This is a genomic window from Sphingobacterium sp. SGL-16 (assembly GCF_011043515.1).
In the GTDB taxonomy this organism is placed as follows: domain Bacteria; phylum Bacteroidota; class Bacteroidia; order Sphingobacteriales; family Sphingobacteriaceae; genus Sphingobacterium; species Sphingobacterium litopenaei.
The window spans coordinates 30825-55505 of sequence record NZ_JAAKGQ010000001.1; the positions used below are offsets into that span (position 1 = coordinate 30825).

Consider the following 24681-nt stretch of genomic DNA (forward strand, 5'->3'; position numbering starts at 1 on the left):
TATTACTCACTTATGCTCCTGTTCAATAATAAATCGATAGCTTGTGCAAATGACAATTCTTTTTCTATTCCTTTTAAATGTATTTTCTGTTTCGTAGAGCCTCTATAATCCACAATTTCATACAACCTTTTTTCGTCATATAATTCTCGACTTTCATGATAAAATTCAGCAAATAAAATGTCTTTCGCTTCTTTAGATTTTATGAAACCTACCCCTAAGATCAATCCAATTTTTGCATAATCACCATAGAAGTATTCTTGTAATAAGGGGATGATATTTTTATAAAAAGTATCTTTCAACTCCTCAATGTCTTTACAATCTAAGAAGTAACTATGGCCGATAGCATGATCTCTATCCAATAGTTTTTCGATGCGATTATTGATAGTTGTCAATAATTCACCTAGATTTATATTGTCGATTTGAGCATCTATTTCTTTTTGTTTTCTTATTTCTGCAATCTTTTCTGGCTGTGGTTTCATCTCTTCGAATACGAATCGTCTGCGCAAAGCAGAATCGAGGGCCTCAACACTACGATCGGCAGTATTCATTGTACCGATGATATATAAGTTATTTGGCACGCCAAATTCCTTTTTGCTATAAGGCAATGTTACAGTAAGTTCTTCAGCGTTACCTTTACGTTTATCTTTCTCTATCAATGTGATTAGTTCACCAAATATTTGAGACACATTCCCTCGATTGATTTCGTCAATGATTAAGACTTTAGGTATGTTTCGAGAAGTAGTATTGTTCAACCTTTTAAGTAGATTTGGAATGATGGTATTGTATCCATTGATAAGATATGGTTCAATCTCTGGGTATGCACTTTTAACCTCGTCTGTAAAGTTTATTTTTTCTTTTACTTTATCTGTAGATAGTTCATTCTCTTGTAGGTATTTATATAAACCACGTAACATACGCATAGATATGGGCAAAAGAGTTCCGTTTTTTTTCTTAAGTGTCACCAGTTCACGGGTTACAGATTCTACGATATAACCATTAATATCTTCACCAACATAAAAAGGCAATGTATCCTTACACATTTGCTTGAATATGCCATCTACTATTTTATATCGGATAGGAGAGTTGCTTGATGTAATTCTATCTGTATATGGTTTAATCCCCTCTATAAAATCTTCATAACTGAGACTCTGATGAAAAGTTGTAAATACAATTTGACCATTATCGATATATTTTTCAAAATCTTTTTTGATATCTGTACGTTTTTTTCCATTAAAATCATAGCCAAGAATTTCTAAAGCTTTGTTTATTGTATGGTATGTTTTTCCAGTTCCAGGAGGACCATAAAGGATTTGGTTAAGAGGGAATATACTCATAATAGCGCTATTTTTTTTGTCGGTAGAAGAATCTTTAAACTTGATTGTTTTAATATTTTCGGGTTCAATTTTTATAGGGCTAACATTTACTTGAGTCGGAGCTTTCGAATTATAGAAACTAAATTGATTAATGTCAATTGGTTCTATTTTTTGAAAATCTTTCGCTAAAAATATTATACTTGCTGTTCTTTTTCCATCATTATATTTATTGAAATTAGATTGAAAATTGTATATATTATCGCTACTTACTTCATTCCATTGATCTAATTCATTTTGATTTATAGCAAAGTCAATGATTTCTGCTTTATATCTAACCTGATTCTTCGCCTTATAATATAAATTAAAACTTTTGCCATCATTTATTAACTTGCGAAGCTCCTTAATAGTATTTTGTTTTCCAGTTGGTGTTCTGTGGTTCCACAATACTAGACCATCCATAGATTTAGAATCATGTACAAAGTCATCCTGCCATCCAGTATTATCTGCTGCCATCAATCCAATTATTTCATCCTGCCAATCAGATTTAAAAGAATATAGTATCCTTACTATGAAGTGAGTCCTGTTAAGTTCATTTTTGATATCTATTTTCAATTGATTGAAGAATTGAATAATTTCTGATACAAATGTGTCCTTGTTATATTCTTTATTTAATATTTTATTGGATATCTGCTGTCTATGGTCTTCACTAAGTATATTTATTTCAGTACGAGGATTAAGCAAATAGTTACAGGCATTTTGGACAGAATCCGAAGTATACTCCTTCTTTCTAAAGTTAATTAGGTTAGGTATCCAGGCATTCATACGAACACTAGCTCTAGCTATTACTCTTTTGTCTGTATATTCATTTAATAATTCTTTATTCAGAGCCTTAGAATCACAGTATGCTATTATGGTATATAGAAGTATGGCAACTGGGCTAAAGTCTTCTCTATCTTCACATACTTCTTTGAAATTTTTATAATCTTTAGCAAGGGTGGTAAGTTCATTTAGTACAGATTCCCCCACCATAAGGTGTAACCATTCATTTAATTTATCTTGACCCTTTTGAAAATAAAATTCTTCTGATTCAAGGATAGATTTGAACTCATCGTTCTCGATAATTTTTAATATTTTAGATTTAGATTTTTCTAGCCAATTCATTTTATTATTTCTTATACAACACTATTGGATTAAGGTCAAATTTAATGTTAGGTGCTTTCGATAATACGGCACATACTATAGAAGAAAATCGTTTGGGTAGTACGGTATTTATTAGAGATCTACTCACTGAGCCATTATCCATTATATGATTGTAAATCAACTCAAATTCTTTCTTTGAAATAGTTTGAGGATTACTGTCATTTTTAGAATTTCTTGTTAAAGAATCTTCTGTAACTTTCAGAATTGTATTTGGTTCATTGTACTTCAAAGTGTGTAGGATTTTACCTTCGAGAGGCTTAATCACTTTATTCCATATCTTTTCAAATTGTATATTCATAAACGCTATTTCTAATTAATTGGTTAAAATTTATCTTTAAACAAAGTACTAATTCGCATATTCTCAAATTAAGTCTTTAATAATTACATGAGACAAAACAATAAATATTGCAGACAATATTCATTGACAAATGAAAACATACTTAAGAAATGTTAAGGTTAATCGCAAGATTTAAGTAATATAGGTTAATTCTTACTTTTAAAAATATATAAATGAAATTTTTTAAACAAGAGGAATGGAAATATATTTTTGTTAAAATTTGAATATTATTCTGTATTAGTACCATCTCATTTAGCTATAAAAAATTGCACCAATATTCAGTTAATAGTAGGTTATAACTAGCTCACTTTTTCGTTTATCCCATATAATCTAGATATAAATCAATATAGAATGAGCAAAGTTTTTTTTGTATAAAATATATTAAGGTTATTTAAATAAGAATAATAAAAATAGCTTTTTTTTGTGTTTTCTATCATTATGTCTTTTTAAATTAATCAAGCTTTGATGGAAGCACAAATCCAATAAATCTTGATTAATATAACTTTGAACTTTTCATTAAATGCTTTTTTAAAGCCGAATGTAAAACTCTTCTGTGTTTTTTTATTTGTCCTAAGAGAGCTGGTTCTGACATTTCTTCTGAGGCCCGATTAATGTAACTTAAATAGTTACTACTGTACTTAGCAGGTAATTTTTTAGATTTAATGTAGTATTCACCAACGTCATTTTGTTCCCAAAATTTATTCCTTCTTTTTAATGTACCAGCTGATAAGGGGTAGCGAGCATATAATCTGAATAGTTGGTTTTTATAAACAGTTAATAGAGACGTTGGATTTTTAGTTAATGATTGACTTGCTCTTTTTGTTTTTGTTTTTACAGACTTTATCATCCTTCTGTAGAACTTTGCGAGATTTGCTGATTTTACAAGAGTTTTGTAACCATAGAATTCGAAACCTAAATATGTCAATGGTATTTCTCTATCTTCGCTATTATTTGAGTTTAGCCTAAAGCATTCAACTCTTTGATAGGTATTAGTTATAAGTTTTTTAAATACAAAGCGTTCTGTTTTTTCTATACTAATCTCAACTTTGTATTTTTTAATCTCATTAATAACAAACTCTTCTACTTTCTTTATATTATCCATTGTAGTCAAAACAACAATATCATCAGAATATCTTCTGTAATAGCCTTTATGTTTTAAAACGACATTATCAATTATAGCCTGATCAAAATTAAGCAGATATAAGTTAGCTAGTGTTGAACTAATAGGAAGACCTTGAGGGAATCCACAGGGGATACCATTCTTTGTAAAAGGAGTCGTATGGAGTTTTAATTCACCAGATTTAATGGCTTCTCTAAATTCTTTAGGAGACTCAAAAAAAGAATGAATTTTTTGTTTTCTTAACTTAGAAAGTTTTCTTTCATCATATCCAGAGCGTTGACCATAAGATTTTATATGAACTCTAAAGTCGTCTCTCATTATATAAGAAAAACGAGTAACCCCTTTAAAAACATTATAATGATCATCAGGAAGATAACTTAATCCCAAAATTTCTGCCCATTGATTTTTAAGGATAGTATGGTCTATTTCATTAAAGAAGCTTTTGATATCAAATTTTAAAACAACGCACTCTTCTAATTGCGCTCTATGTTTAATCTCGTTAAAAACATCATGTGCAAAGTTAATTGTGCTTTTATTTTTATTACTATCAGATTTCGGAATCTTTCTGTAGGCAGTAATTGAGTCGGATAGTAGAGGACGATTTAATAAGTACTTTTCATATTCTATTAAAAGAAGTTCTGAATAATATGAGAATATAGCTGCATCTAGATGAGTAGCATAATGAAGTGGCCTTTTCTTTGTGTTTGATTTTGTAACACCCTCTTTCTTGAAAGAATGAGATTTTTCTCCTTTTTCCTTATTTGGATTTTGCTTATATCTCCTTTCTTTAATTATAGCATGTATTAGAGGGAAAAAAGCATAAGAAGAAACGAAATCCTTATTTTTAATAATAGAAATTAATCTATTTCTATTATCAGAAATATTTAATTGATTTGTTACATGTAAATAACCTCTGTTTTTAAGCCATTTATTGTCTTTCTTCTCCATATATTTATAAAAACGCCTCGAAATTAGATGGTGCTGCGGGATATATAAAGCATACTTCCTTTCGGAAAAAGATCATTACCCAGATATTCTGAGTCGCACTTAGTTTTGATTCAACAAGAACAAATCAACTACAAATAAATTTTGATATTATGAAAATATTGCGTATATTTATATATAACTGTCTTGCGGTCACAGTATGTACTGCTTTGGGAATCCCTTCTGTATTAGATGGGAGTATCCTAGCCGCCTTAGCATCGATGCTATGGCGGGAAGGAACAAAGTCCAAGTCAGATATCACTGATTACCAACCTAATAGCCTTTGCTAATAGTAAATATTTAAATTTTTCGATCTATACTAGCTGCCTTAACCCTCATCGTATTTCGAGGCATTGCTAAATTAATTAATATTATTATCTTTAAAAAACTTTATTATTAATTTATAATTGTCCATGCCAAGCTATAGAGTAGGGGATGTTGTATCCACTAAAACACATCCTTATTTTAAGGATATTGTGAATGTAAACATTGCAGGAGACCCCGTAAATGTTATTCCATTAATGGTGATAACCGAAATATACAGGGAGACTCGTACGGTATATAATGAAGAAACTGGGGAAGAAATCACTAGAAAGGGAACGGGTAAGTGTAAATGCATGTGGTTCTCTTTAAAAACAAATTCATTTAGTGAAGCCTGGTTCGATTTTGAAAAGTTAAAGTCAATTGAGGATAGAGATGGGATTGTATTTAAAAAAAACGGAAGCGATTTTGAGTTTAAGAAATATATACTTAAGCGTTATCTAAATAAACCTGTTTTATTTAAAACTTCATTTTTAGAATTAAGAAAAATAAAAGAAACGAGGATACACAATCATACAGGAAATAAAATCTCTGATTACACTTCGCTTTTAAATTTTGTCGCTCCTCCGCTTCATATCATTGATGTAAAAATTACTGACGATAAAGTTTCTGGGAAATTCGATTCAAAGACAGGAACTTTCAAAAAGTATCTTCCACAACTGTCTTTTAAATGTCGTTTTTACAATGCATCTGCAGATAAGTGGTCTGAGCTATTTATACCTAGCGATGCTTTAGTTGAATTAGAAGATGTTGGTTCATATGTTGAGACAATCGAGTCGGATCGAAAGAAAAGAAAATTTTATATTTATGATTACACACAAGAAGTTGATTATGACAGTAGTCGTAAAGAACCTATTACAATTTTGGAAATAGATAGTATTACATATTTAAACGGCTTATATAGTTTAAAGACTTTTGACATAATACATCAGGAATGGAAAATATTAGATATTCCTTTTGAGATGAAAGATGTTATTTCTAAGGAGAATCTTTATGGAAAGAATACCTATCCTGACTTTGCTTTCAGGAAGGGCAGTAAAGCACCTGATGCTGATAAGTTATTGACAGAGTTTGTTGATTTTGTAAGTCTAAATGAGAAAAGAAAAAAAACTAAGTATCTATTAATCAATTATATTAATAAGTCAGATAAAATCGAACAAAGGGTAGTTCGAGATTTTTTTATTGTCCCTGGGGTAACAAAAAAAGCGAGTACTTATATACATGGATTTTGTTGCAAAAAAAGAGAGGAGAGAAGCTTTAATTTTAATAATATTCGAAGTGTTAAAGTAATTGCGTTAGCATAGGATAATGCGTATAATTTTTAGTCATTTAAATCCAATTTCGCATTGAAAATTAAATGATTTAATAATGTAAGTTGTAAGCCACAAAAGAAGGGAATAGATAGTTTTTTTTTGTCTTAGTAGTATATAGGATACTTTACAAGTCGCCTATTTATTATTTTTTTATAATATATTAATACTTAAAAACTATTATACACTTATTGGAAATTGATAGTAAATACAATTGGTTCTTAAATAATCAGTGTATTTTTACTGTTTTTATTATAAAAATCGACGATTTTATATTTGTATTTATATATACAAAAATTTCAATGTTCTATTTGTTGATAAAAATATGCATTACATACAATTAATAAGGTTATCTTATTAGGTAATTTTTAATGCTGATATTGGCTAATCTTGTTAATTACATAGAAGTAGTAAGATTTTAACTGTAAATCTTAAAACACTAAACTATTATATAAGTCATTTATCAGAAAATTTAACCCTGTGATATTGTTTCTTATTTGTATTTATTTTAATGTAAATATTTGATAATCAGACATAAGTACTTTTTGTATCGGAAAGTAACTTGTTAAATGATATTATAATAAAAATGTGATAATAACATTGTTAAAGCCCTTAATTGGCTTTTTTTGTTTATACTAAGTTATGAATGTTTTAATATTATACATGTATTTTTTAATTATTTTTGTTGCGTTAGTGGTGCTTATCTATTATTTTAGTTTAAATTTATTGCGGTAATACCGATGTGGTTCACACTTTTGCTATGGTTTTACTACACTTTGCGCACTTTTATTAGGTGAAATTATTCACTATATTTATGAGTTCTAATATTTCAGTCATTCGAGTTTGTGAGAATTGCGGTGAAGATTTTACAGCACGTACAACCGTTACAAGGTTTTGTAGTGATCTATGTGGTAAACGTAATTATAATCAAAGGCAAAAGGAAAAGAAGATTAACCAATCTAACAAAGAAACCGAAAAAAAAAAGCAAAGTAGAGTAAAACAAATTAAAGACGTATCAATATTAGATTATCTTAATCCTACAGATACAGCAAGACTATTAATGTGTAGTGTTAGAAATGTTTATAAGCTGATTAATGCAGGTAAATTACCTTATGCGCAAATATCTGAAAAAAAACGTTTGATAAGTCGTATTGATATTGATAGTTAATCATTGACTAAAAGAAATACAATTGAAAAGGATAACCAAAGCGATAAGCCTTTCGATATGGAAAATAGCTTTTCCATGTGTGAAGCACAACAATATTATAGCATATCTGAAAAAGCTTTATACGACTTGATTAAACGTAATAATATAAGGAAGCAAAAAAGCGGTAAGTATGTGTTTGTAGAAAAAAAAAGAACTTGATAAAATATTAGCTAAATGATAAGAGTAGAGCTTAGACAGAGAAAAAGAGATAACGGGCGTATTTCTCTTTACCTTGACTATTACCCACCTATCAAAGATCATAAGAAAGGAAAAAAGACAGGAGTTTTTGAAGCTGTATATCTATGATAAGCCTAAGGTCAAGCACAAAAAGATTTTAATAAATCTGTCTTAGCAACAGCAGAGGAAATACAAGCGAACCGCATCAACGAAATACGGAAAGCAGATATTTATAATGAGTTTGATAAAGAGCGTATTCGCTTGAAAGACCTGGAGCAACAAGATTTTTTAGAATACTTTAAATTATTGGTTCGTAAAAAGAAAGATAGCAACCGCCAAACATGGAAAACGGTTTAATGTATCTGGAAGAATACTTTACCAACTGCTTAACATTTGGTGAAATTGATCTTAAAATTATAAACGGCTTCAAAGATCATTTATTAAATACTAATAGTGTACGATCAGATAAAGCGAAGTTATTGCAAAATACAGCCCTTTCATACTTTAATAAGGTTAAAGCATCATTAAAACAAGCGTTTAAAGACGGCTTTCTACAACAAGATATAAACGGACGTATTTGAGCCAATCAAAGCAGAGGAAACACGTAGAGAGTTCTTAACACTTGAAGAATTGCAAAGTCTTGTAAATACACCTTGTAATGATGATGTATTGAAACGTGCATCTTTATTTAGTGCATTGAAGGGGTTGAGGTTTTCTGATATTGTAAAACTAAAAGGTAAAGAAGTCAATAAAGATAGTACAGGGTGATATTTTACAAAGCAGAAAACTAAAGGAGTAGAAAATCATTACATAAGTGAGCAAGCTTATAATTTGTTAGGTGATTTTGATAAAGATGATAGTCAAGTTTTTAAAGGCTTAAAGTATTCAGCTTACAGCAATAAACATTTAGCCCATTGGATCCGGGCATCAAGAATTTCTAAAAATATAACCTTTCATAATTTCCGTCATACATACGTTACATTGCAGTTAGATAACGGTACAGATATTTATACGGTTTCAAAGCTTTTAGGTCATAAAAGCGTTAAAACGACCCAAATTTATACTAAGGTATTAGATGATAAGAAAAGAGAAGCGGCTAATAAGATTAAATTAGAATTTTAAGGATTATTATGATTACAGAAAAAATTAACAGCCTTTTTACATTTATTGATTTCTTACATTCTAATATTGAGAATTTTAAGCAGAGGGAAACGTTATTTTTAGAATTATGCAATTTAGACAAAGAACGAAACAAATTACATCCTCAGAGTTCATTTATTGATAAAGTTAATTATGATAAAATTCAAAGAGAATTAGAAGCGAAGTTTGATGTTTTTTATAAGGATGTTGTATTGTTGATTTTTGATAAAGCTACGTTATTGGGTATCTACAACAAAACAGATATAATTCATTTCAGAAATTTGCCGTTATCTGAGCTTCATAAATCAGCAGAAATAGAAGATTTAGAAATGATTTTAGATATAAAGAAAAAATATTTGTTTTTTCGTCGTGAAACTAAACATACGTACTTTCAATCATTGTTTTTTCATGATTTAGATTTAGCATTGGAGGAATTGTTTTCTTTTTTTGATGAAAATACTAATAAAGAGTTTGAGCAATTAAAGGAAGTATACCAAAAAAATGAAAAGCAAAAAGTAAATAGTCTTCTAGATAATTTCAATCCAGATGATTTTAAAAATGATCTTTTGAACTTTAATCAAAATAATGGACTCAATACTATTTTTGATAAAGCATTGATAAGGATTGAAGAACCTATTTTTTTAAAAAAATTAATATTAGAGGATAGTAAATTATACGATTATGTTTTCGAACAATTTAAACAAGCTCCTTGGATAGCTGATTGGACTACATTTCTTGAATATAATTATGAGGAATGCAACTTAAGTGAACTTTATGAGGCTCATAGAAAAATTGAATCAGAAAGACCCCATGATGGTATTGCTAGGTTTTATTCAAGTACACCATACGAAAATCAAATAAGGGTATTGCATGAAAAGTATTTGGATTTATTGGTTAATGAAAGTTTAGATACAAAATTCTTTATTCCTGATTTATCAAAAACACTACTATTTATAGTTGGGACTAATATTGAAAGTTGTATTAAGGATTTGCAAAATATAGTAAATATTAATCTTTCAAATGAACTGGAACAAACAAAAATTTTTGCAAAAACTATTTTACTTGAAATCTTCAAAATCAATGATTCTTATATCAATGAACGCCTGATAACCCAAGTGATAAATGATGATGAAAATATCCCATTAATGATGCGAGGTATTTTAGATAAGCATTACAATAAAAATGATTATACTAGAGATTGTGAATCGTGGAGGAGGATTAAAAGAAATTTAAATTACTTTATAAACGAAGAATTAGCAAAAATCAAAAAAACGGAAATAGTTAGCTACAATAAAACAAGTGTAAAAAATGTAGGTAAAAATAATTCACCTAAGTCATTAATAGATATTTTTAATGACCCTTATAAACCAAGATATGAGGATTTTTTAAAATTGTTAAATACTGCGTTTGAATCTGAACCTGTATTAAATGAGGAGTTGGTTTTTAATAATTTGGGTGATAATATTCAATGTTTAGCAGTGTTTTTTCGAAAATTAAAAGAAAAAAACATCATAAATATTAAATTAACAACAGAATATGCAGAATTTATTTCAAATAATGTTGAGGGTATGGGTACTAGAAAATCTATGTTTTCAAACACAAGACTAGGTAGTCAGAAATACAATGATAATGAACTTGAATTAGAACGAAAATTAGAGTATTTAATAAAAAGCATAATAAAATAAAAGAATATTTTCGATCAATCGAAACAGCCGAAATAGCCGAAATGGCAAGCCGATAATATTGTGCTATCATTTAAAACGATAGCATGATGATTACAAATTTAACATTCGATCAGCTACCAAGTGAGGTAGCAAGACAAGGTGCAATTTTAGAGCAAATTCAATATTTGTTAAGGGAATTATTAGGTAAGCCAGAAGAAAAGAAAGAAGCTTTTTTGAATATTGATGAAGCATCTGAATTTCTAGGGTTGACAAAAGCAACACTTTACGTTAAAGTATCACGTAGAGAAGTTCCAAGTATTAGAAGAGGAAAGAAACTGTACTTTTCTACTTTAGACTTGATCAATTACCTAAAAGGTGGCAAAAGGAAAACAAACAAAGAAATCAAAGAAGATGATCAATCTTATTTAAAAAAGAAAGGGGTAAGCAATGGATAAGCACCGCAACCCCTCAATATCTTTTGGTTTAAACAAAGATAAGCAATTCTTTATCAATTCTATTAAACGGGCAGTAGAAAAATCCCTTAATATGAGCTTATATCAGCTAAAAAGGGAGAATGCAGAAGATAGTCTGTATTACTTAGCGTTGAGGTATGTAACCACAACTAATAAGGCTATTTGTGAAGCATTTAGTATTCCTGTAGAAGCAGGTACGCGTTATAAAAGAGCATTGGAAAAATCAGGTTTATTAGTTCAGTCCATAGATGAATTTATTTGTCCTTATACTTTTCGTAAAGCTCATTTGTTAAGTACAAATCCTAAAGAATTTGCAAAGCTTCAAAAGTCTAATTCAAGACAACTTAATTTATTTGAGAAAGGGGGCGATAATGCAAACTAATAAAATAGCCCCAATTTTTGAAAAGTATCTCAATACTGTAATTCCAGATATTGAAAAGCAAAGGGTATTAGCTGAATACTTAGGATTAGTTTTTATTAAGAATGGAAACAAAGCGATTAAAGAAGAAAAAGCCTTAATCTTATACGGCACAGGGGCAAACGGTAAAAGTATATTCTTTGAGGTTGTAAATGCCTTGTTGGGTGATGATAATGTGAATAACTACTCTTTATCTAGCTTAACGATCCATAACGGTTATTTTCGGGCAAAGATTGCTAATAAGCTTGTAAACTATGCGAGTGAAATAAATGGAAAACTAGAAGCTTCTTTTTAGAAGTATAAAGCAAACTGTGTCAGTGAGCTCTAAATAGATATAGGTCCCCTTCGGACCTATATCTATTTAGAGCCGCCGAAGGCTTTCATTCTATCACCAAATTTAAGGTGGAGTTGTTGCATTGTCAAGCCCCAATTACGAATTGGCATAGTCCATTTTTTGCTTATGTTTTGTATTGCCAGATAAATTAACTTTAATAACGCTTGATCTGAAGTAAACGCTCCTTTTGTTTTAGTCACTTTCCTAATTTGACGGTGCATGGCTTCAATAGCATTTGTTGTATATATAGCTCTTCTTATTTCTGCATTGTACTCAAAGTAAGTGGATAGATTTGTCCAATTATCAACCCAACCACTTACTGCTAATGGATACTTGTTACCCCATTTTTCTTCAAATTCTAAGAGTTTTTGAAAACCATAGTCCTGAGTGTCTATAACGGAGGTCATCAGGCCAGCTAATTCGGTTTGATTTGCAAATTATTTCGGAAGTCATTGGGCCACTTTCCCTTAAACTGCTTAAGTTGCTGTTCTATAAATATATTACAGCAGCATGGCAGGATAACGGAAAGACAAAATGAAACTTAGAACGCTGATCCTACTTAAGAAAAAAGGACTTAATAACCGTAAGGTTGCCCAGATGATGAATATCAACCGTAAAACGGTAGATGTATATATTAGGAAGTTTAAACTTCTGGAGTTGGATTGCTCCGAACTGCTAAGCAAGGATGATGCAAAGCTTCACGACCTTTTCACCGAAAACGACCCGACAGAAAAGGAACGCTACGAAAACCTATCCTCTCAGTTCAGTAAAATACAGAATGAAATCAAATGCATATGAGGGTTAGAACAACCTATTATAAAATTATTAAGAAACCTTTGCTATCAGGCGATACATTAGTTCCTTGGTCTTTAGATGTTTTAAAACAAGATAATGAGAGGAAATGGGTTGAGGTATTCGATGAGATAACAAAATATGATGGATTCTGTAATATTTCTTCACATATAAATTATCAACGTTCGTTTAATGGTTTCTATAATCAATATGAACGTTTAAATCATAAGCCTAAAGAAGGGGATTATTCCAATATCTATAGCTTTTTGGAACATATTTTTGAAGATCATTGAGTCGATTATTTCTTTTAATCGGCTCAATTTTTTTATATATTTGAGTTGAATATTTCTTTTAATCGGCTCAATATGTATAACTGGCAATATAAAGACTGGCCTAATTTTAGATTTACGCTTGAAAATCTTCAAACGATCTCCATTTCTTTTGCTGAAGAGTTGGGCTTGGTAAATGGTTTAATTACAGCTTTGAATGATGATTTGAAGCAGGAAACTATTCTTGAGATTCTTATTTCTGAAGCAATTAAATCCTCTGAAATTGAAGGGGAATATATGAGCCGTATCGATATGAAGTCTTCCATCAAACGTAATTTAGGTTTGCGATCAGATATTAAAGTTACGGATAAACGTGTAGCTGGAATGGCAAGATTAATGACAGAAGTAAGAGATTCTTACCATCATGATTTGACAATAAAACTGATTTTGAACTGGCATAAAGTTTTGATGGAATCATTTTCAACGATAAATGCTGGTCAATGGCGTGAGGGGTCAGAACCTATGCAAGTTGTTTCTGGAGCTTATGGTCGTGAAGTGGTGCATTATGAAGCGCCTCCTTCTGAAATTGTAGCTCAAGAAATGCAGGCTTTTATAAATTGGTTTAGCAATGATAATTTAAGTCATCTAGATAAGATTAGTAAAGCCATCGTCAAATCAGCTATCGTACATCTATATTTTGAAAGTATTCATCCTTTTGAGGATGGTAATGGTAGAATTGGTAGAGCATTAGCCGAATATACATTGTCACATAGATTGCAAAGTCCTGTATTATTATCGATATCCAAAGTTATAGAAAAGGATAAGAATCAATATTATGATGCTTTGAAAGATGCACAATCGACATTGGATATTACAGATTGGATTCTTTATTTCGGAAAGGTGATTTTAACAGCTCAAATAGAAGCTAAGCAGTTGGTTGAATTTACGGTGAAGAAGGTTAAATATTTTGATAGTTTCAAGGAATTATTGAACGAAAGACAACAGAAAGTGATGAATCGCATGTTTGAAGCTGGTGTTGATGGATTTCAAGGCAACATGACTGCAAAAAAATATATGGCTATCGCCAAAACTTCTAAAGCTACAGCAACGCGTGATTTGCAACATTTGAATGAAATAGGTGCATTGCAAGTTTTAGGAGCAGGACGTTCAGTTAGATATGAATTAGTATTTTAAGTTTGAAAAAACCTATAAATGATTAACCTAGACCAATTATTACAAGCGATAAGCCGTATAAAGCGTGGAGGTACAAAATATGGAAAAGCACCTCATAAGGCTATATTGCTATTAACTTTAATTGAGTTGATAGACAAAGGGGTAGTAACAGATAATCATTTCAGGATCAATTCAGACTTAGTAGGTCTATTTCAAGAGAATTGGCGTTTGCTTGTAAGCACAAGCCATCAAACAGATTTTACGCAACCTTTTTATTATATGCAATCAAATAAAATAGCAGGTAATAATTTTTGGGAAGTAATCACTTATAATCGTGCGGGTTTGCACGCGCATGTCAAAAGCGTCGAAACATTATCTAGATTGGTGGAGTACGCAGTTTTATCAAATGATGTTTTTGCGTCATTACTACATGTTGAGAATCGATTAATAATAACTAATTATATTTTGACTTACTTCTTTCCAGAGACCCAATCTTATTATTTAGCTCAAAAGGGTAGCGATGAATCTTATTATAGTTCAATTCAGCAACTTGTGCTGAATGATCCAGAAGTTAAGTATAAACGTATTGAAATTTTATCTGAAGAAGATGTGTTTGTTCTATCACATTTATTCAAAAGATACATTCCGCAAGTTTATAATGACACCTGTGCTGTTACAGGGATGCAAATAAGGTCTACGTTCAATTATAATTTTGTAGATGCCTGTCATATAGTACCATTTTCGGTATCACATGATGATAAAGTGACTAATGGATTAGCTTTATGTCCTAATGTGCATCGCGCTTTTGATCGCGGTCTAATCGCTGTTAATGACAATTATCAAATACTTGTTTCCAAAGCAATTAAAGATAATTTAGATCACCCGTATAGTTTTAGTCAGCTCGAGAAAAGACAATTGATTCTTCCTCAGCATGATCAACATTATCCTTCATTAGAAAATCTAGCTTGGCATAGGAGGGAAGTATTTAAGAGGTGATTCGTAGGTTGATATAATCAGGCATATCCCTAAAAAATTAATCACCTAATTACTGTTTCCCGTAAGGAATACTAACAGTTATTACGGACAAAAAGAACTTAAAAGGTGGCTTAGCAGTACTTGGAATTATATCAATTGGTGGTGCTATTGAAAGAGCCAATAACTTTGCAGACAGAGTGTCGAGTCTATCCGAAAACGGCGCAAAAATAGTTCTAGTACCAATGATAAATATGTCTAAGTTCGGTACTTTACCACCTACTATTTTTAGTAAAACAGACGTGCCATTTTACACAGATGCACAGACGTTGTTACAGAAAGTGATTTTGGATGTTTAAAATCTTAATATTTTAAAATCAAACTATTATAATTTAAATTATGAGGAATATATCTTTTTTGTTAGGTGCAGGGTTTTCTGTCAATCAGGGTTATCCCAAAGCGCAAGATTTGTCAAGTGCTTTGGTTGGATTAGATTATGATGATTTTAGAGTTACACCTTCGGGCACAATTGGGATTTTTGAGGATAAACGTAAAGATGTTTGGACAATTGGCTCATATAAGGCCTCGAAATCTTGTTTATTAGAGCTGATTAAATATTTTAACGAAAAGTATTCAGATAATTTTAATTATGAAGAATTCTATGATTTTTTAGCCCTAACCAAGGATGATGAATTTGATGCAGAGGCTTTAGCCATATTTAATAAGTACATATCTAAGGAAGGTTGGTATAAAGATTTGTTGAATCTGAGAAGTGATATTCTCAAAATATTTTCTCAAATTATTTCGTGGAAAATATCTGATAATACAGGTGATAAGTTTTATTCCTCAAATGTTGTAAGTGAAGAATCAAAATATGATTATAAAGGATTTCTTAGTTTAATTATTTCTTTGAAAGCAAATGATGAATTGATTAATATACATAGTTTGAATCATGATGTCTTTTTAGAATCTTTAAATTACACAGATGAATTTGGAAAACAATTATCTGATGGTTTTACTGATAGGGAGCTTTATTATGAAGATAGTGATGGATATGAAAAGAAGTTATTGAGGTTTACAAATGACTATTCTACTAATCTTAGGGTTTTTAAGTTGCATGGTAGTTTTGATATCATTCCATTTCATGATAATAAAGGAAAAACAATTGATTATGTGAAATTTCCTTGGAAAACAGATTTAACTAACATTAAAAGAAGAAATCCTAATGGAAAGGATGGTTTGGATTTTTCTAATTATCATTCTGATTTTTTATCTGGAACTTCATCTAAGATTTTAAGTTACAGAGAACCTATATATTATGATGTGATGTTTGGACACTTTAAGGACAATTTAGCATCCTGTGATAAGTTTGTGATTATTGGATATGGTTGTTTTGATAGTGAAATAAATAATATGATTGATAGTCATCTGCGAGAAGGAATCCCAATTTATGTTGTTGATCCTTATCCATCTCAAGCCGTGTTGGATTTTGTGGCTAAAAAAGGTGCTAAACTAATTGAAAAGACACCTCGAGAAATAGAGTTAAGTGATTTTGATGAAAATTAGTAATTAAAATAATGGATACTAAATTAAAAAGTAAGTTTGAAAGGGCATGTAAAAAAGTAACCTCAGATCCATCATTTGATAGAGAAAAATATTTATATCTAAAATTGGATAAAATTCCTTTAGTTAGTTTGAAAAGAGGGTTAAAGGAAATAGCAATAAAGTACATTCCTCATACACTCAAATCAGGAAGTACTAAATTTCCAGCTGAAGTAATTGTTAAGATTACGTCTGTAATGAAAATCTACGTTACGGATATTACTACTTTGGAAGGATAAAGTGTCAAGATAGTAACAACATATAATTAGATTATGAGTCAAAAAAATAATATTACAGGAGTCACTGGAGAATATTTCGTTGCGGCAGAACTTGGTAAAAGGAATATCTTAGCATTATCAACCCCCAAAAATAACCCATTGTTTGATTTAGTTGCAGTTAGTTTAGATGGCACCAAAACTGCTTTTATTCAAGTTAAAACAATGTCAATTGGGAATAATCAAGGATGGAAATTAGGATCAGATATTTGTATTCGCAAAAATAGCCCTAATTTATTTACAGTACTTGTCAATATAAAAGAAGACGAAGTTGAATATTTTATTTATGAATATGATGAATTAGCAGCCATTGTAGAAAGTAATTATTCAAAGTATATTTTAACACCTAAAAGAGATGGTAGTATAAGAAAAGATGTATCTTTCAGATGGCATGATTTTAAGTTTTTTACTGAAAAAGATCATTTAAGAAAAAATAATTGGGATATTTTAGGGTTTTAAATAATGCATTTGATCTTTGTAATGTTGCAAAGTTGAATGTTTAAGAGGTAAGTATAGAAGGTGGGACATTTGTTGATATAAATATGATTGTTATTTCAATCATATTTAATGTATTTGTTTGAAGTAACAAACGTTTTATGAAGAAACAATCTGTTTTACCTAAGTTTCAAGTTGTGTATTGGAACAGATGGGAGAATATCAAACTTGCACGTAAACACCGCCATAAGTTGACTACTGTACAAGTCGCAGAGCGAGCAGGTATTGCCCGTTCTACGTTGTATCTGGTCGAAAAAGGCAATCCAAGCGTAGCAATAGGCGCGTATTTCAATGTATTATGAGTCTTACATTTACATGATAATTTTTTAAAATTAGCAGCAGACGATGTTTTCGGACGTAAACTTCAGGATTTAGATTTGTTGTAAGATGTCAGTAAATAAAAGAGATGAGAGTAGAGCGTTTCATTTTTAATGCATATTTTATATATTTTTGAACAGATTGAAAAATGAGGAAGTCTACCAAAATGTTAAGGCTATATTTTTATGATAGGTACCTCTTATTTCCCGATGATGAAATCCACAGAAATTATCGCTATTCTGCATACTTTACCAATAATGAATTTGCTGCAACCGATGTATGGCGGATGTATCGCCAACGTGGGGATGCTGAGAACAGAATCAAAGAATTGAAGGCTGATTTTGGAGCAGAGAGCTTAAGCCTGAAAGGATTTTATGCAACAGAAGCTGCATTAATATTCTCCATGATAGCCTATAATCTAATGTCCATATTCAGAATATTCGTCTTGCAGGAAAAAACGCAAAAAACATTAACAACACTACGTTACAGAACTTTTGCAATTGGAGCTTACTTTGAAAAGGTAGGTGATACACTCAAGCTCAAAATTGCATTAACCAAAAAACGTAGAAAATGGTTCCGAGGACTTTGGGATTACCCTATAGATCTTCAAATGAAAATATCTACTGCGTAATCTGGGTTAAAATATACATCATGCTGACCTATCTATCGAGTGGAAGTCCATTTGGAAGGGAAAGTTAGTGAGCGCTCCGCAGATCCATATCTTACATGAATCAGCCGATCTTTCCAAGGAGCCTTCCAAGGAGCATTGGTCGGAAACGGTTAAAGCGCTACTGCCAATTACCATCAATAAACTGCTGATTGAAATGGCTCCTTTACATATCTGGATCGACAGACCAGTCCGGATATAGATCTTCATGTGGATAGCATGCATTTGACGGCCTACAATCTCGCAAACGTAGATGAAGCTGAAGGACAGTTACCTTCGACGCTTTCGGTCAGTGGAACCTCGATAGGTGGAGGTAAACTAAAGGGAGATATGAAACTCAACATACTTAAAGAAATTCCTAATTTTTATCTAGATATGCAGCTACAGGATGTCGATATGATTAGTTTAAATAGTTTTATCAAGGAGTATGCGACTATAGATTTGGAAAGGGGCAAGTTCAGCGTCTTTGCCGAAATAAAATTGATCAATGGACAAATAGATGGCTATATTAAACCCTTTGTAAAAGATTTAAAGGTACTTGACTGGAAAAAAGATGTGAAAAAAGGAGGATTCTTTCAAGCGGCTAAAGAGGCGGTTGTCGGACTTGTGGCAAAGGTAGTGGAGAATCCCAAAAAGGAGACTGTGGCAACGACAGTCGAAATACATGGAAACCTAAAAATCCGAAAACTAGTACATGGCAGACCTTTTTAGGTATTCTTAAAAACGGATTTATAAAAGCGCTTAATCAGGGGATCGAAGGAAAGCTGTGATAAAGCATTTAGACCTGCATTGAGCCGAAAATAATTTCAAGTAAAGTTTAAGCAACCCATAAAAAAATAAATGTACGTACTTTACTATCTGTGGTATCCGGAGATGCATATATGTCATAAGGTTTACTTTTAAGCATTTCCTTTTAATGTTGAATTTTAGGTTAATAATATATGTTAGTTCTTCTTTTGATAATCTACTAGTACCATGGATACAGGTATCTTTATACGGGATAATCTTTGCCAAAATGGGCCTTAAGTCCAATAGGCTTTAGCGTATCTTTTATATCTCAACTGCCATTTCTGCCCCAGCTTATAGAACTAAGTGTGTTATGGAGATGATACTGCTGTTCAATAAGGTCTTTGGAAAGATTGACAAATCTGTTGTCATCAAGTTTCGACCTAGTGTTTCTAGAGCTCATTTGGTATTAGAGAGCCTATTTTTTTCTTTCGAAGAATAATGGTCTATTCCGTCCAATACAATTCCTTTTACTTCTAAATATGCAATGAAATACAAAGTGAAAATGTAGAAATATGACTAGTATTATCGATTAATAATGTTGAATCCAGTTAACAGATCGTAGAAATGCCATTGCGCCCTCAAAATCAAAATATCTGCTTTTTAGGATTTCTACCTGATAAATTCTAGGCAGTAAATGCCCCCATTTACTGAAATTTAATATTGACGGCTTCTCGATCAATGTGTTTTCTAGGTGAAAGTCAATGTCTGCAAATAGCTTTTCAAATGCAGGGTCAGCAGTTTTCCATGTATAATAATCATTGTCAAGATCAATCTGTATGCAGCTTGAAGCGTCACTTAAACTTACTGGGATCCCTGCCAGTGACATGATAAAATGTATAGTTCTATTAATTTTCGATCCGGTGAAGGTATAATAATTTGCCGTTCTTTCCTTAATGATAACAGGCCTGTCATATTCTAGATCCTCAATATTAAATCCTAAAAAATCCGAGCGAAATTTATGGAGCTCTTCTCTACAACGTTCGTCGAGTTCAGCATAGTTAAATCCGCTAAGCAATAATTCCAGCATTTTTATCCGAATTCGGACATGCACATTTCCTCCATCTCCGCCGAAAATAGGCGGCCGTCCATCATTGGTCGGTGTCACAAAGATCTTTTTAGCGCGGTAGTCTATATCTGCTATTTTCCAAATCCTTGCAGCAAGTAACATATTCTCATTTACTATGATCTGAGGGGGGAGTGGGATGTCACCGATGGTTTTACCTGCGTGGATGACTTTGAAATTGGGTTCTGTTGTAAATACGGTGTAGAAATCTTTTGTATTAACGACTTTTTCGCCTTCAATGCCGATGATTAACTCCGTGCCCAATTTTTCCAACAAGTCGCAGTGCAGTAAATGCTGTATAATCTTATCGAACTCTTCGCCACTAATTCCCTTAAAGGCAAAGTTTTCTCCAAACTCTTTTTTAAGTGAGTTAACACCTAAACCTTGCCGCTCTTTTACAAGCGAAAGTACTTGATGGACTAAAATGTCAAATGGTTTATCAGAAAAGTAGGTTGGTTCAATAAATGCATCTTTGTAAAGAAGCCAACAGGCAAGGGATTGTAGCGGACTCCAAGGATGGGTGGAATAGAGGAGTAGGACGCTTTCATCGTCATCACGTCGTCCGCTTCGTCCCACACGTTGAATTAATGAAGCGATTGAGTGCGTAGCATCCAGCTGTACAACCTTTTCCACACTCCCGATATCAATCCCAAGCTCTAATGTGGAAGTACAGGAAATGAGGAAAGGTTGATGCTTGTTGTTTTTAGCAAAGTATTCAATCGATTCGCGTAGTTCTTTGTCCACAGATGAGTGGTGTGAAAAGTAGGAGCTATGGCCACCTACTTTTTCAGCTATTCGTTTCAGTTTTACAGCAACTTCTTCGGCCCGATCTCGGCTGTTTGGAAAAACCAGAACTTTCCCATCGTAGGTGTTCTTGTAGAGATCTTTAAGTAAATCAAGAGATAGACCGGTAGCTGAAGATTCAAAATAATGAAATCTGCTAACAATCTTTTTTGACGCGTTATCGATAAGCACGATCGTTTCCTCGGGGCGTCCTGTCAATTCTTTCGCCCTTTGAAAATTCTCAAGGCCAATAGTCGCCGATAAGCCGATGATCGAGGGTTGGCAGGAAGTACTTTGCTGTAGCCTGTGGAGCAGGGACTTAAGTTGCATTCCCCTATCTGTGCCGATAAAAGAATGTATTTCATCAATTATGATGTACTGTAAATCGTTGAACAATGTTTTTGCATAGTAGGGCCGGTTTATTAACATTGCTTCAATAGACTCTGGCGTGATAAGCACAACGCCATCTGGATCTTTAATTAAATGTTCCTTTGCCGTACGGTTTGCTTCTCCATGCCATTTGGTTACCTTAATATCCAAATTCGTACAAAGATCTTCCACGCGAATAAATTGATCGTTTATCAAAGCAATCAGGGGTGAAATGTACAATACCTGTACACTTGCTGTTCCCTTTTTAATTTTTGAAAGGATGGGAAGAAATGCTGCTTCTGTTTTACCACTTGCGGTTTTACTGGCTAAGATATGGTTGTCCTTCGAAGCCATAATCTTGGTTATGGCAGCAACCTGTATTGGACGCAGTCCTTCCCAGCGTTTATCTTTAACATACCGGCGTACCGGCTCGGATAGCAGTTCAAAAGCCATTTTAAAGTTCTTCTATACCATCAAGCAGAGTTTCCATCGGGCGCTCATCTTTTATTTCGATCTGATTGAACAAATTATTTTTGTCTACGGTAGGGTTCTGTCTGAGGATACTTAAAACATTTAAGAAATCTCGGATCACTTCCCGCGGCGTAAGGAATTCGTTGGCTCCAGGCTTAATATATATCTCCTCCATAAAAACATGTATTTCATCATCCGTTATTGCAATTTCTATTTTATAGTTGAATTCGAAAACCGCCTTTAACTTTTGGAGCAAAACAAAAATTTCATTGTGGTCAATTGGCAATAATCGGATTACTGGCTGCGCAAAATCACGGATCTGTTGTGTTTCGAATTTATTGGTCTCTAATCTAGATTTTAATGCTAGGTAACTGAATAGGCCTCTACGTTCATTCTCTAGAAACTCACGTGTGCCTGCAAAGTTGATAAAAAGATGGCTTATCTTGCCTTGAAAACAATCGTTGTAGATGGTAAGGATCTTTTCGTAGTTTTTCTCCCTTGTTGCCGCTGTAGATATTTTATAAAGATTAATAGCCTCATCTAAATTGATCATAAATCCGCTATAACCCATGCTGACAAAGAGCGAGGTGAAATTTTTCAGCATGTCATAGTAGTTTAGGTCGTTTATGATTTCCCGAACATTTAGGTCCTGTCTGGCCTCCAGTTTTAATTTATATTGTCCCTTCAACCATTTCAATGCATTTCTTTTGATTAATTCATCATCACTGATATATCCCTCGTAATATTTCATGACAACAGTTGCAAAACCGACATCAGTGAGTCCATTTATCGTCTGCATGATTTTTGTCTGTACTAGATTGCTATATTGTTCGCTACGTATTTCTAAAAGGGATAAGTTGTTTTCCGAGGCCGTAGCAGATACAATTTGTTCAATCCACTTTTCAAGTAAGGTGGCTAAAGCTCCACATTCCGGTTTAGTCTGGATCGCGATGTTATCCATAATAGCTGTATATAGGATAACTGCTTTACCATCGTTGGAATACGGGCGATTGTCTGGCGTAAAGTCCGCAGTGGAAACGACAAATTTTTGTTTCAGCGCCACTGTATTCAACAGATGAAGCATAAACGATTTTCCGGATCCAAAATCGCCAATCCAAAATTTGACCATGCTATGTCCATTCTTTACATCTTCCAAAGCCGTGATAAATGCTTCAACTTCTTCAGATCGTCCGACAGTAATATGCTGTACGCCTATTCTTGGTACAACACCACCCAGAAGGGAATTGACAATTGCTGTTGCTTCTTTTGGTTTTACATTAATTTTCATGCGCTGATCGTTGTTTTATAATAGTCTTTATTCATTTCATAAGTTTCTTCGTCGAGCTCCTCGATCAAATTATCATCCAGTAGCTCAAAGCAGGTATCATTAATTGATTCTATCAAAAAACTCTTGCGTTGTCCTCGGGAGTTGCAATACGCATCTAGCTGTTCTGCTCGTAGGAGAAAACCTGCACTGGCAAAATAAGAAATCAATTTACCTTGCTCATCGTTTATGCTGATTGCAAACATCATCGTCTGATCGTTACTTGCAGCTGCTGAATATGAAGTAGGTCGTGATGTAGAGAAGAAAATTGTTGATTTGTTAAATCATCAAGAAATTGTACGCATAATTTTTGCAGCGGCACCATCTCAAGATTATATGTTGGAGTATTTACGTAATTCTAATAAGATAGTTTGGTCCAGAGTTATCGCTTTTAATATGAATGAATATATAGGCTCGATGATAACGCTACTCAATTATTTTCTGTGTTTTTAAATGATAGATTATTTAGTCGACGGCCTTTTAAAGAAGTTAATTTAACGTGAGTTCTGGATAAGAAAAAAGTAAAATTTATATAGTTTTTTAACTAAAAAAGGCTTGGTTTTTTTATGTATAATTAGTTTATAATCAAATTATTACAAATATAAACCAAGCCTTATGTTAAGAGATAAAGTTATTGAAATTTTTGTTAAAGGGGATGATTTTTGCATTGAAATTAGTCCTATTCTTGAAGAAAAGCTTATAGAAGACCGAAAACTGGGTAAACGCAATAGAAAAGCTAGTCTTTGTGAGAGTGAAATTATTAGCCTAATGGTTCTTTTTCATTCGGGTCAATTTACCAATCTTAAATCTTTTTATATTCATAATGCATTGCCCCATCTCAAGGATCTTTTCCCTAGATTAACCTCTTATAATAGGTTTGTGGAGCTTCAACCAAGGTGTGCCATTACCTTTATGTTGTTTGTAAAGATGTGCTGTCTTGGCAAGAGTGAAGGTGTCAATTTTATAGATTCTACGCATATTAAGGTATGTCATAACAGAAGGATACACCAGCACAGAGTTTTCAAAGGAACTGCAGAACGGGGTCAGTGTTCCATTGGTTGGTTCTATGGTTTCAAGCTGCACCTGATCATCAATGACAAAGGTGAAATATTGTCTTTTTATCTCACTAAGGGCAATGTAGACGACAGAAATCTAAAACATATGATGGATATGACCAAAGATATCTTTGGCAAACTCTATGGAGATAAAGGGTATATTTCAAAAGCAATGGCCGATATATTATGGGGAAACAGCGTTGAAATGGTGACCAAACCAAGAAAGAATATGAAAGGTATAAAACTTGAGTCAAACTGATAAAACA

The 24681-nt window shown here is 32.3% G+C and carries 25 protein-coding genes and 1 pseudogene; 19 read left to right on the forward strand and 7 right to left on the reverse strand.

The features are described 5' to 3' along the window. Positions 1-2 precede the first annotated feature (2 nt). From G5B32_RS17025 to G5B32_RS00195, 3 genes are all read right to left on the reverse strand, one after another. Positions 3-2474 carry an McrB family protein gene (locus tag G5B32_RS17025; protein ID WP_206366741.1) on the reverse strand — a complete coding sequence of 824 codons (2472 nt, stop codon included), beginning with the start codon at positions 2472-2474 and terminating at the stop codon, positions 3-5. Positions 2475-2478: 4 nt separating this feature from the next. Then, positions 2479-2811, reverse strand: coding sequence for a hypothetical protein (locus tag G5B32_RS00190; protein ID WP_165289454.1), 333 nt, complete (start codon positions 2809-2811; stop codon positions 2479-2481). 532 nt (positions 2812-3343) lie between these two features. Then, complete coding sequence (locus tag G5B32_RS00195) at positions 3344-4918, reverse strand: reverse transcriptase domain-containing protein (protein WP_165289455.1); 1575 nt, start codon at positions 4916-4918, stop codon at positions 3344-3346. A 449-nt stretch (positions 4919-5367) separates the two neighbouring features. Here G5B32_RS00195 and G5B32_RS00200 point away from each other — a divergent pair, with 449 nt between their 5' ends. From G5B32_RS00200 to G5B32_RS00230, 9 genes are all read left to right on the forward strand, one after another. Beyond that, a complete protein-coding gene (locus tag G5B32_RS00200) occupies positions 5368-6579 on the forward strand; it encodes a hypothetical protein (RefSeq protein WP_165289457.1) in 1212 nt (403 codons plus the stop codon). A gap of 820 nt (positions 6580-7399) precedes the next feature. Beyond that, on the forward strand, positions 7400-7753 hold the full coding sequence (locus tag G5B32_RS00205; protein ID WP_165289459.1) for a helix-turn-helix domain-containing protein: 354 nt from the start codon (positions 7400-7402) through the stop codon (positions 7751-7753). Between the two features lie 557 nt (positions 7754-8310). Continuing rightward, positions 8311-8550 carry a phage integrase SAM-like domain-containing protein gene (locus G5B32_RS17035; RefSeq protein ID WP_206366743.1) on the forward strand — a complete coding sequence of 80 codons (240 nt, stop codon included), beginning with the start codon at positions 8311-8313 and terminating at the stop codon, positions 8548-8550. A 49-nt stretch (positions 8551-8599) separates the two neighbouring features. Then, positions 8600-8737: a hypothetical protein gene (locus G5B32_RS17040; protein WP_206366744.1), complete on the forward strand. Its 138-nt coding sequence runs from the start codon at positions 8600-8602 to the stop codon at positions 8735-8737. Between the two features lie 63 nt (positions 8738-8800). Then, positions 8801-9091 (forward strand): tyrosine-type recombinase/integrase, encoded by a 291-nt coding sequence (locus tag G5B32_RS17045; RefSeq protein ID WP_206366745.1) that lies wholly within the window; start codon positions 8801-8803, stop codon positions 9089-9091. A gap of 8 nt (positions 9092-9099) precedes the next feature. Continuing rightward, positions 9100-10794: a hypothetical protein gene (locus G5B32_RS00215; protein WP_165289460.1), complete on the forward strand. Its 1695-nt coding sequence runs from the start codon at positions 9100-9102 to the stop codon at positions 10792-10794. 83 nt (positions 10795-10877) lie between these two features. Continuing rightward, on the forward strand, positions 10878-11228 hold the full coding sequence (locus G5B32_RS00220; protein ID WP_165289461.1) for a helix-turn-helix domain-containing protein: 351 nt from the start codon (positions 10878-10880) through the stop codon (positions 11226-11228). Then, positions 11221-11628, forward strand: a complete 408-nt coding sequence (locus tag G5B32_RS00225; RefSeq protein ID WP_165289463.1) for a hypothetical protein — start codon at positions 11221-11223, stop codon at positions 11626-11628. The genes G5B32_RS00220 and G5B32_RS00225 overlap by 8 nt, the downstream gene beginning before the upstream one ends. Next, complete coding sequence (locus tag G5B32_RS00230) at positions 11618-11959, forward strand: DUF5906 domain-containing protein (protein ID WP_206366746.1); 342 nt, start codon at positions 11618-11620, stop codon at positions 11957-11959. Before G5B32_RS00225 ends, G5B32_RS00230 begins: the two co-directional genes overlap by 11 nt. A gap of 62 nt (positions 11960-12021) precedes the next feature. On the opposite strand, the gene G5B32_RS00235 is transcribed toward G5B32_RS00230, so the two are convergent. Further along, positions 12022-12405 carry a transposase gene (locus G5B32_RS00235; RefSeq protein ID WP_165289465.1) on the reverse strand — a complete coding sequence of 128 codons (384 nt, stop codon included), beginning with the start codon at positions 12403-12405 and terminating at the stop codon, positions 12022-12024. A gap of 387 nt (positions 12406-12792) precedes the next feature. Here G5B32_RS00235 and G5B32_RS00245 point away from each other — a divergent pair, with 387 nt between their 5' ends. The 9 genes and pseudogenes from G5B32_RS00245 to G5B32_RS00285 form a co-directional block, all read left to right on the forward strand. Next, a complete protein-coding gene (locus tag G5B32_RS00245; protein WP_165289468.1) occupies positions 12793-13083 on the forward strand; it encodes a hypothetical protein in 291 nt (96 codons plus the stop codon). Between the two features lie 72 nt (positions 13084-13155). Continuing rightward, positions 13156-14253 (forward strand): Fic family protein, encoded by a 1098-nt coding sequence (locus tag G5B32_RS00250; RefSeq protein ID WP_165289470.1) that lies wholly within the window; start codon positions 13156-13158, stop codon positions 14251-14253. 18 nt (positions 14254-14271) lie between these two features. Further along, positions 14272-15228 carry an HNH endonuclease gene (locus tag G5B32_RS00255; RefSeq protein ID WP_165289472.1) on the forward strand — a complete coding sequence of 319 codons (957 nt, stop codon included), beginning with the start codon at positions 14272-14274 and terminating at the stop codon, positions 15226-15228. A 375-nt stretch (positions 15229-15603) separates the two neighbouring features. Next, positions 15604-16770, forward strand: a complete 1167-nt coding sequence (locus G5B32_RS00260; RefSeq protein ID WP_165289474.1) for a hypothetical protein — start codon at positions 15604-15606, stop codon at positions 16768-16770. A gap of 11 nt (positions 16771-16781) precedes the next feature. After that, the gene (locus G5B32_RS00265) at positions 16782-17045 is read left to right on the forward strand and encodes a hypothetical protein (RefSeq protein WP_165289475.1); all 264 of its coding nucleotides are present in this window, start codon (positions 16782-16784) and stop codon (positions 17043-17045) included. A gap of 33 nt (positions 17046-17078) precedes the next feature. After that, on the forward strand, positions 17079-17540 hold the full coding sequence (locus G5B32_RS00270) for an aspartate-ammonia lyase (protein WP_165289477.1): 462 nt from the start codon (positions 17079-17081) through the stop codon (positions 17538-17540). A 137-nt stretch (positions 17541-17677) separates the two neighbouring features. Then, positions 17678-17878 carry a helix-turn-helix transcriptional regulator gene (locus G5B32_RS00275; protein ID WP_240898961.1) on the forward strand — a complete coding sequence of 67 codons (201 nt, stop codon included), beginning with the start codon at positions 17678-17680 and terminating at the stop codon, positions 17876-17878. A 182-nt stretch (positions 17879-18060) separates the two neighbouring features. Further along, entirely contained in the window at positions 18061-18525 is a 465-nt protein-coding gene (locus G5B32_RS00280; protein WP_206366747.1) for a transposase, read from the forward strand. 204 nt (positions 18526-18729) lie between these two features. Beyond that, positions 18730-19272 (forward strand): annotated as a pseudogene (locus G5B32_RS00285) (DUF748 domain-containing protein); the annotation flags it as partial. Between the two features lie 607 nt (positions 19273-19879). On the opposite strand, the gene G5B32_RS00290 reads toward G5B32_RS00285, so the two are convergent. The 3 genes from G5B32_RS00290 to G5B32_RS00300 are packed head-to-tail and all read right to left on the reverse strand — an operon-like array spanning position 19880 to position 23569. Beyond that, positions 19880-22018: a DEAD/DEAH box helicase gene (locus G5B32_RS00290; RefSeq protein ID WP_165289478.1), complete on the reverse strand. Its 2139-nt coding sequence runs from the start codon at positions 22016-22018 to the stop codon at positions 19880-19882. Between the two features lies 1 nt (position 22019). Beyond that, the gene (locus G5B32_RS00295; protein ID WP_165289480.1) at positions 22020-23324 is read right to left on the reverse strand and encodes an ATP-binding protein; all 1305 of its coding nucleotides are present in this window, start codon (positions 23322-23324) and stop codon (positions 22020-22022) included. Continuing rightward, positions 23321-23569 carry a tellurite resistance TerB C-terminal domain-containing protein gene (locus G5B32_RS00300; RefSeq protein WP_165289481.1) on the reverse strand — a complete coding sequence of 83 codons (249 nt, stop codon included), beginning with the start codon at positions 23567-23569 and terminating at the stop codon, positions 23321-23323. Before G5B32_RS00300 ends, G5B32_RS00295 begins: the two co-directional genes overlap by 4 nt. Before the next feature lie 406 nt (positions 23570-23975). Here G5B32_RS00300 and G5B32_RS00305 point away from each other — a divergent pair, with 406 nt between their 5' ends. Beyond that, positions 23976-24674 (forward strand): IS982 family transposase, encoded by a 699-nt coding sequence (locus tag G5B32_RS00305; RefSeq protein ID WP_262886419.1) that lies wholly within the window; start codon positions 23976-23978, stop codon positions 24672-24674. Positions 24675-24681: the final 7 nt, after the last annotated feature.

Bases quoted from the DNA above. Each gene is read 5' to 3' on its own strand.
- G5B32_RS00190 (WP_165289454.1), bottom strand. From the start codon at position 2,811: ATGAATATACAATTTGAAAAGATATGGAATAAAGTGATTAAGCCTCTC.
- G5B32_RS00250 (WP_165289470.1), top strand. From the start codon at position 13,156: ATGTATAACTGGCAATATAAAGACTGGCCTAATTTTAGATTTACGCTT.
- G5B32_RS00230 (WP_206366746.1), top strand. From the start codon at position 11,618: ATGCAAACTAATAAAATAGCCCCAATTTTTGAAAAGTATCTCAATACT.
- G5B32_RS00275 (WP_240898961.1), top strand. From the start codon at position 17,678: ATGAAGAAACAATCTGTTTTACCTAAGTTTCAAGTTGTGTATTGGAAC.
- G5B32_RS00290 (WP_165289478.1), bottom strand. From the start codon at position 22,018: ATGGCTTTTGAACTGCTATCCGAGCCGGTACGCCGGTATGTTAAAGAT.
- G5B32_RS00260 (WP_165289474.1), top strand. From the start codon at position 15,604: ATGAGGAATATATCTTTTTTGTTAGGTGCAGGGTTTTCTGTCAATCAG.
- G5B32_RS00235 (WP_165289465.1), bottom strand. From the start codon at position 12,405: ATGACCTCCGTTATAGACACTCAGGACTATGGTTTTCAAAAACTCTTA.
- G5B32_RS00220 (WP_165289461.1), top strand. From the start codon at position 10,878: ATGATGATTACAAATTTAACATTCGATCAGCTACCAAGTGAGGTAGCA.
- G5B32_RS17025 (WP_206366741.1), bottom strand. From the start codon at position 2,474: ATGAATTGGCTAGAAAAATCTAAATCTAAAATATTAAAAATTATCGAG.
- G5B32_RS00265 (WP_165289475.1), top strand. From the start codon at position 16,782: ATGGATACTAAATTAAAAAGTAAGTTTGAAAGGGCATGTAAAAAAGTA.
- G5B32_RS17035 (WP_206366743.1), top strand. From the start codon at position 8,311: ATGGAAAACGGTTTAATGTATCTGGAAGAATACTTTACCAACTGCTTA.
- G5B32_RS00280 (WP_206366747.1), top strand. From the start codon at position 18,061: ATGTTAAGGCTATATTTTTATGATAGGTACCTCTTATTTCCCGATGAT.
- G5B32_RS00270 (WP_165289477.1), top strand. From the start codon at position 17,079: ATGAGTCAAAAAAATAATATTACAGGAGTCACTGGAGAATATTTCGTT.
- G5B32_RS00295 (WP_165289480.1), bottom strand. From the start codon at position 23,324: ATGAAAATTAATGTAAAACCAAAAGAAGCAACAGCAATTGTCAATTCC.
- G5B32_RS00205 (WP_165289459.1), top strand. From the start codon at position 7,400: ATGAGTTCTAATATTTCAGTCATTCGAGTTTGTGAGAATTGCGGTGAA.
- G5B32_RS00200 (WP_165289457.1), top strand. From the start codon at position 5,368: ATGCCAAGCTATAGAGTAGGGGATGTTGTATCCACTAAAACACATCCT.
- G5B32_RS00225 (WP_165289463.1), top strand. From the start codon at position 11,221: ATGGATAAGCACCGCAACCCCTCAATATCTTTTGGTTTAAACAAAGAT.
- G5B32_RS00300 (WP_165289481.1), bottom strand. From the start codon at position 23,569: ATGATGTTTGCAATCAGCATAAACGATGAGCAAGGTAAATTGATTTCT.
- G5B32_RS00305 (WP_262886419.1), top strand. From the start codon at position 23,976: ATGTTAAGAGATAAAGTTATTGAAATTTTTGTTAAAGGGGATGATTTT.
- G5B32_RS00245 (WP_165289468.1), top strand. From the start codon at position 12,793: ATGAGGGTTAGAACAACCTATTATAAAATTATTAAGAAACCTTTGCTA.
- G5B32_RS00195 (WP_165289455.1), bottom strand. From the start codon at position 4,918: ATGGAGAAGAAAGACAATAAATGGCTTAAAAACAGAGGTTATTTACAT.
- G5B32_RS00215 (WP_165289460.1), top strand. From the start codon at position 9,100: ATGATTACAGAAAAAATTAACAGCCTTTTTACATTTATTGATTTCTTA.
- G5B32_RS00255 (WP_165289472.1), top strand. From the start codon at position 14,272: ATGATTAACCTAGACCAATTATTACAAGCGATAAGCCGTATAAAGCGT.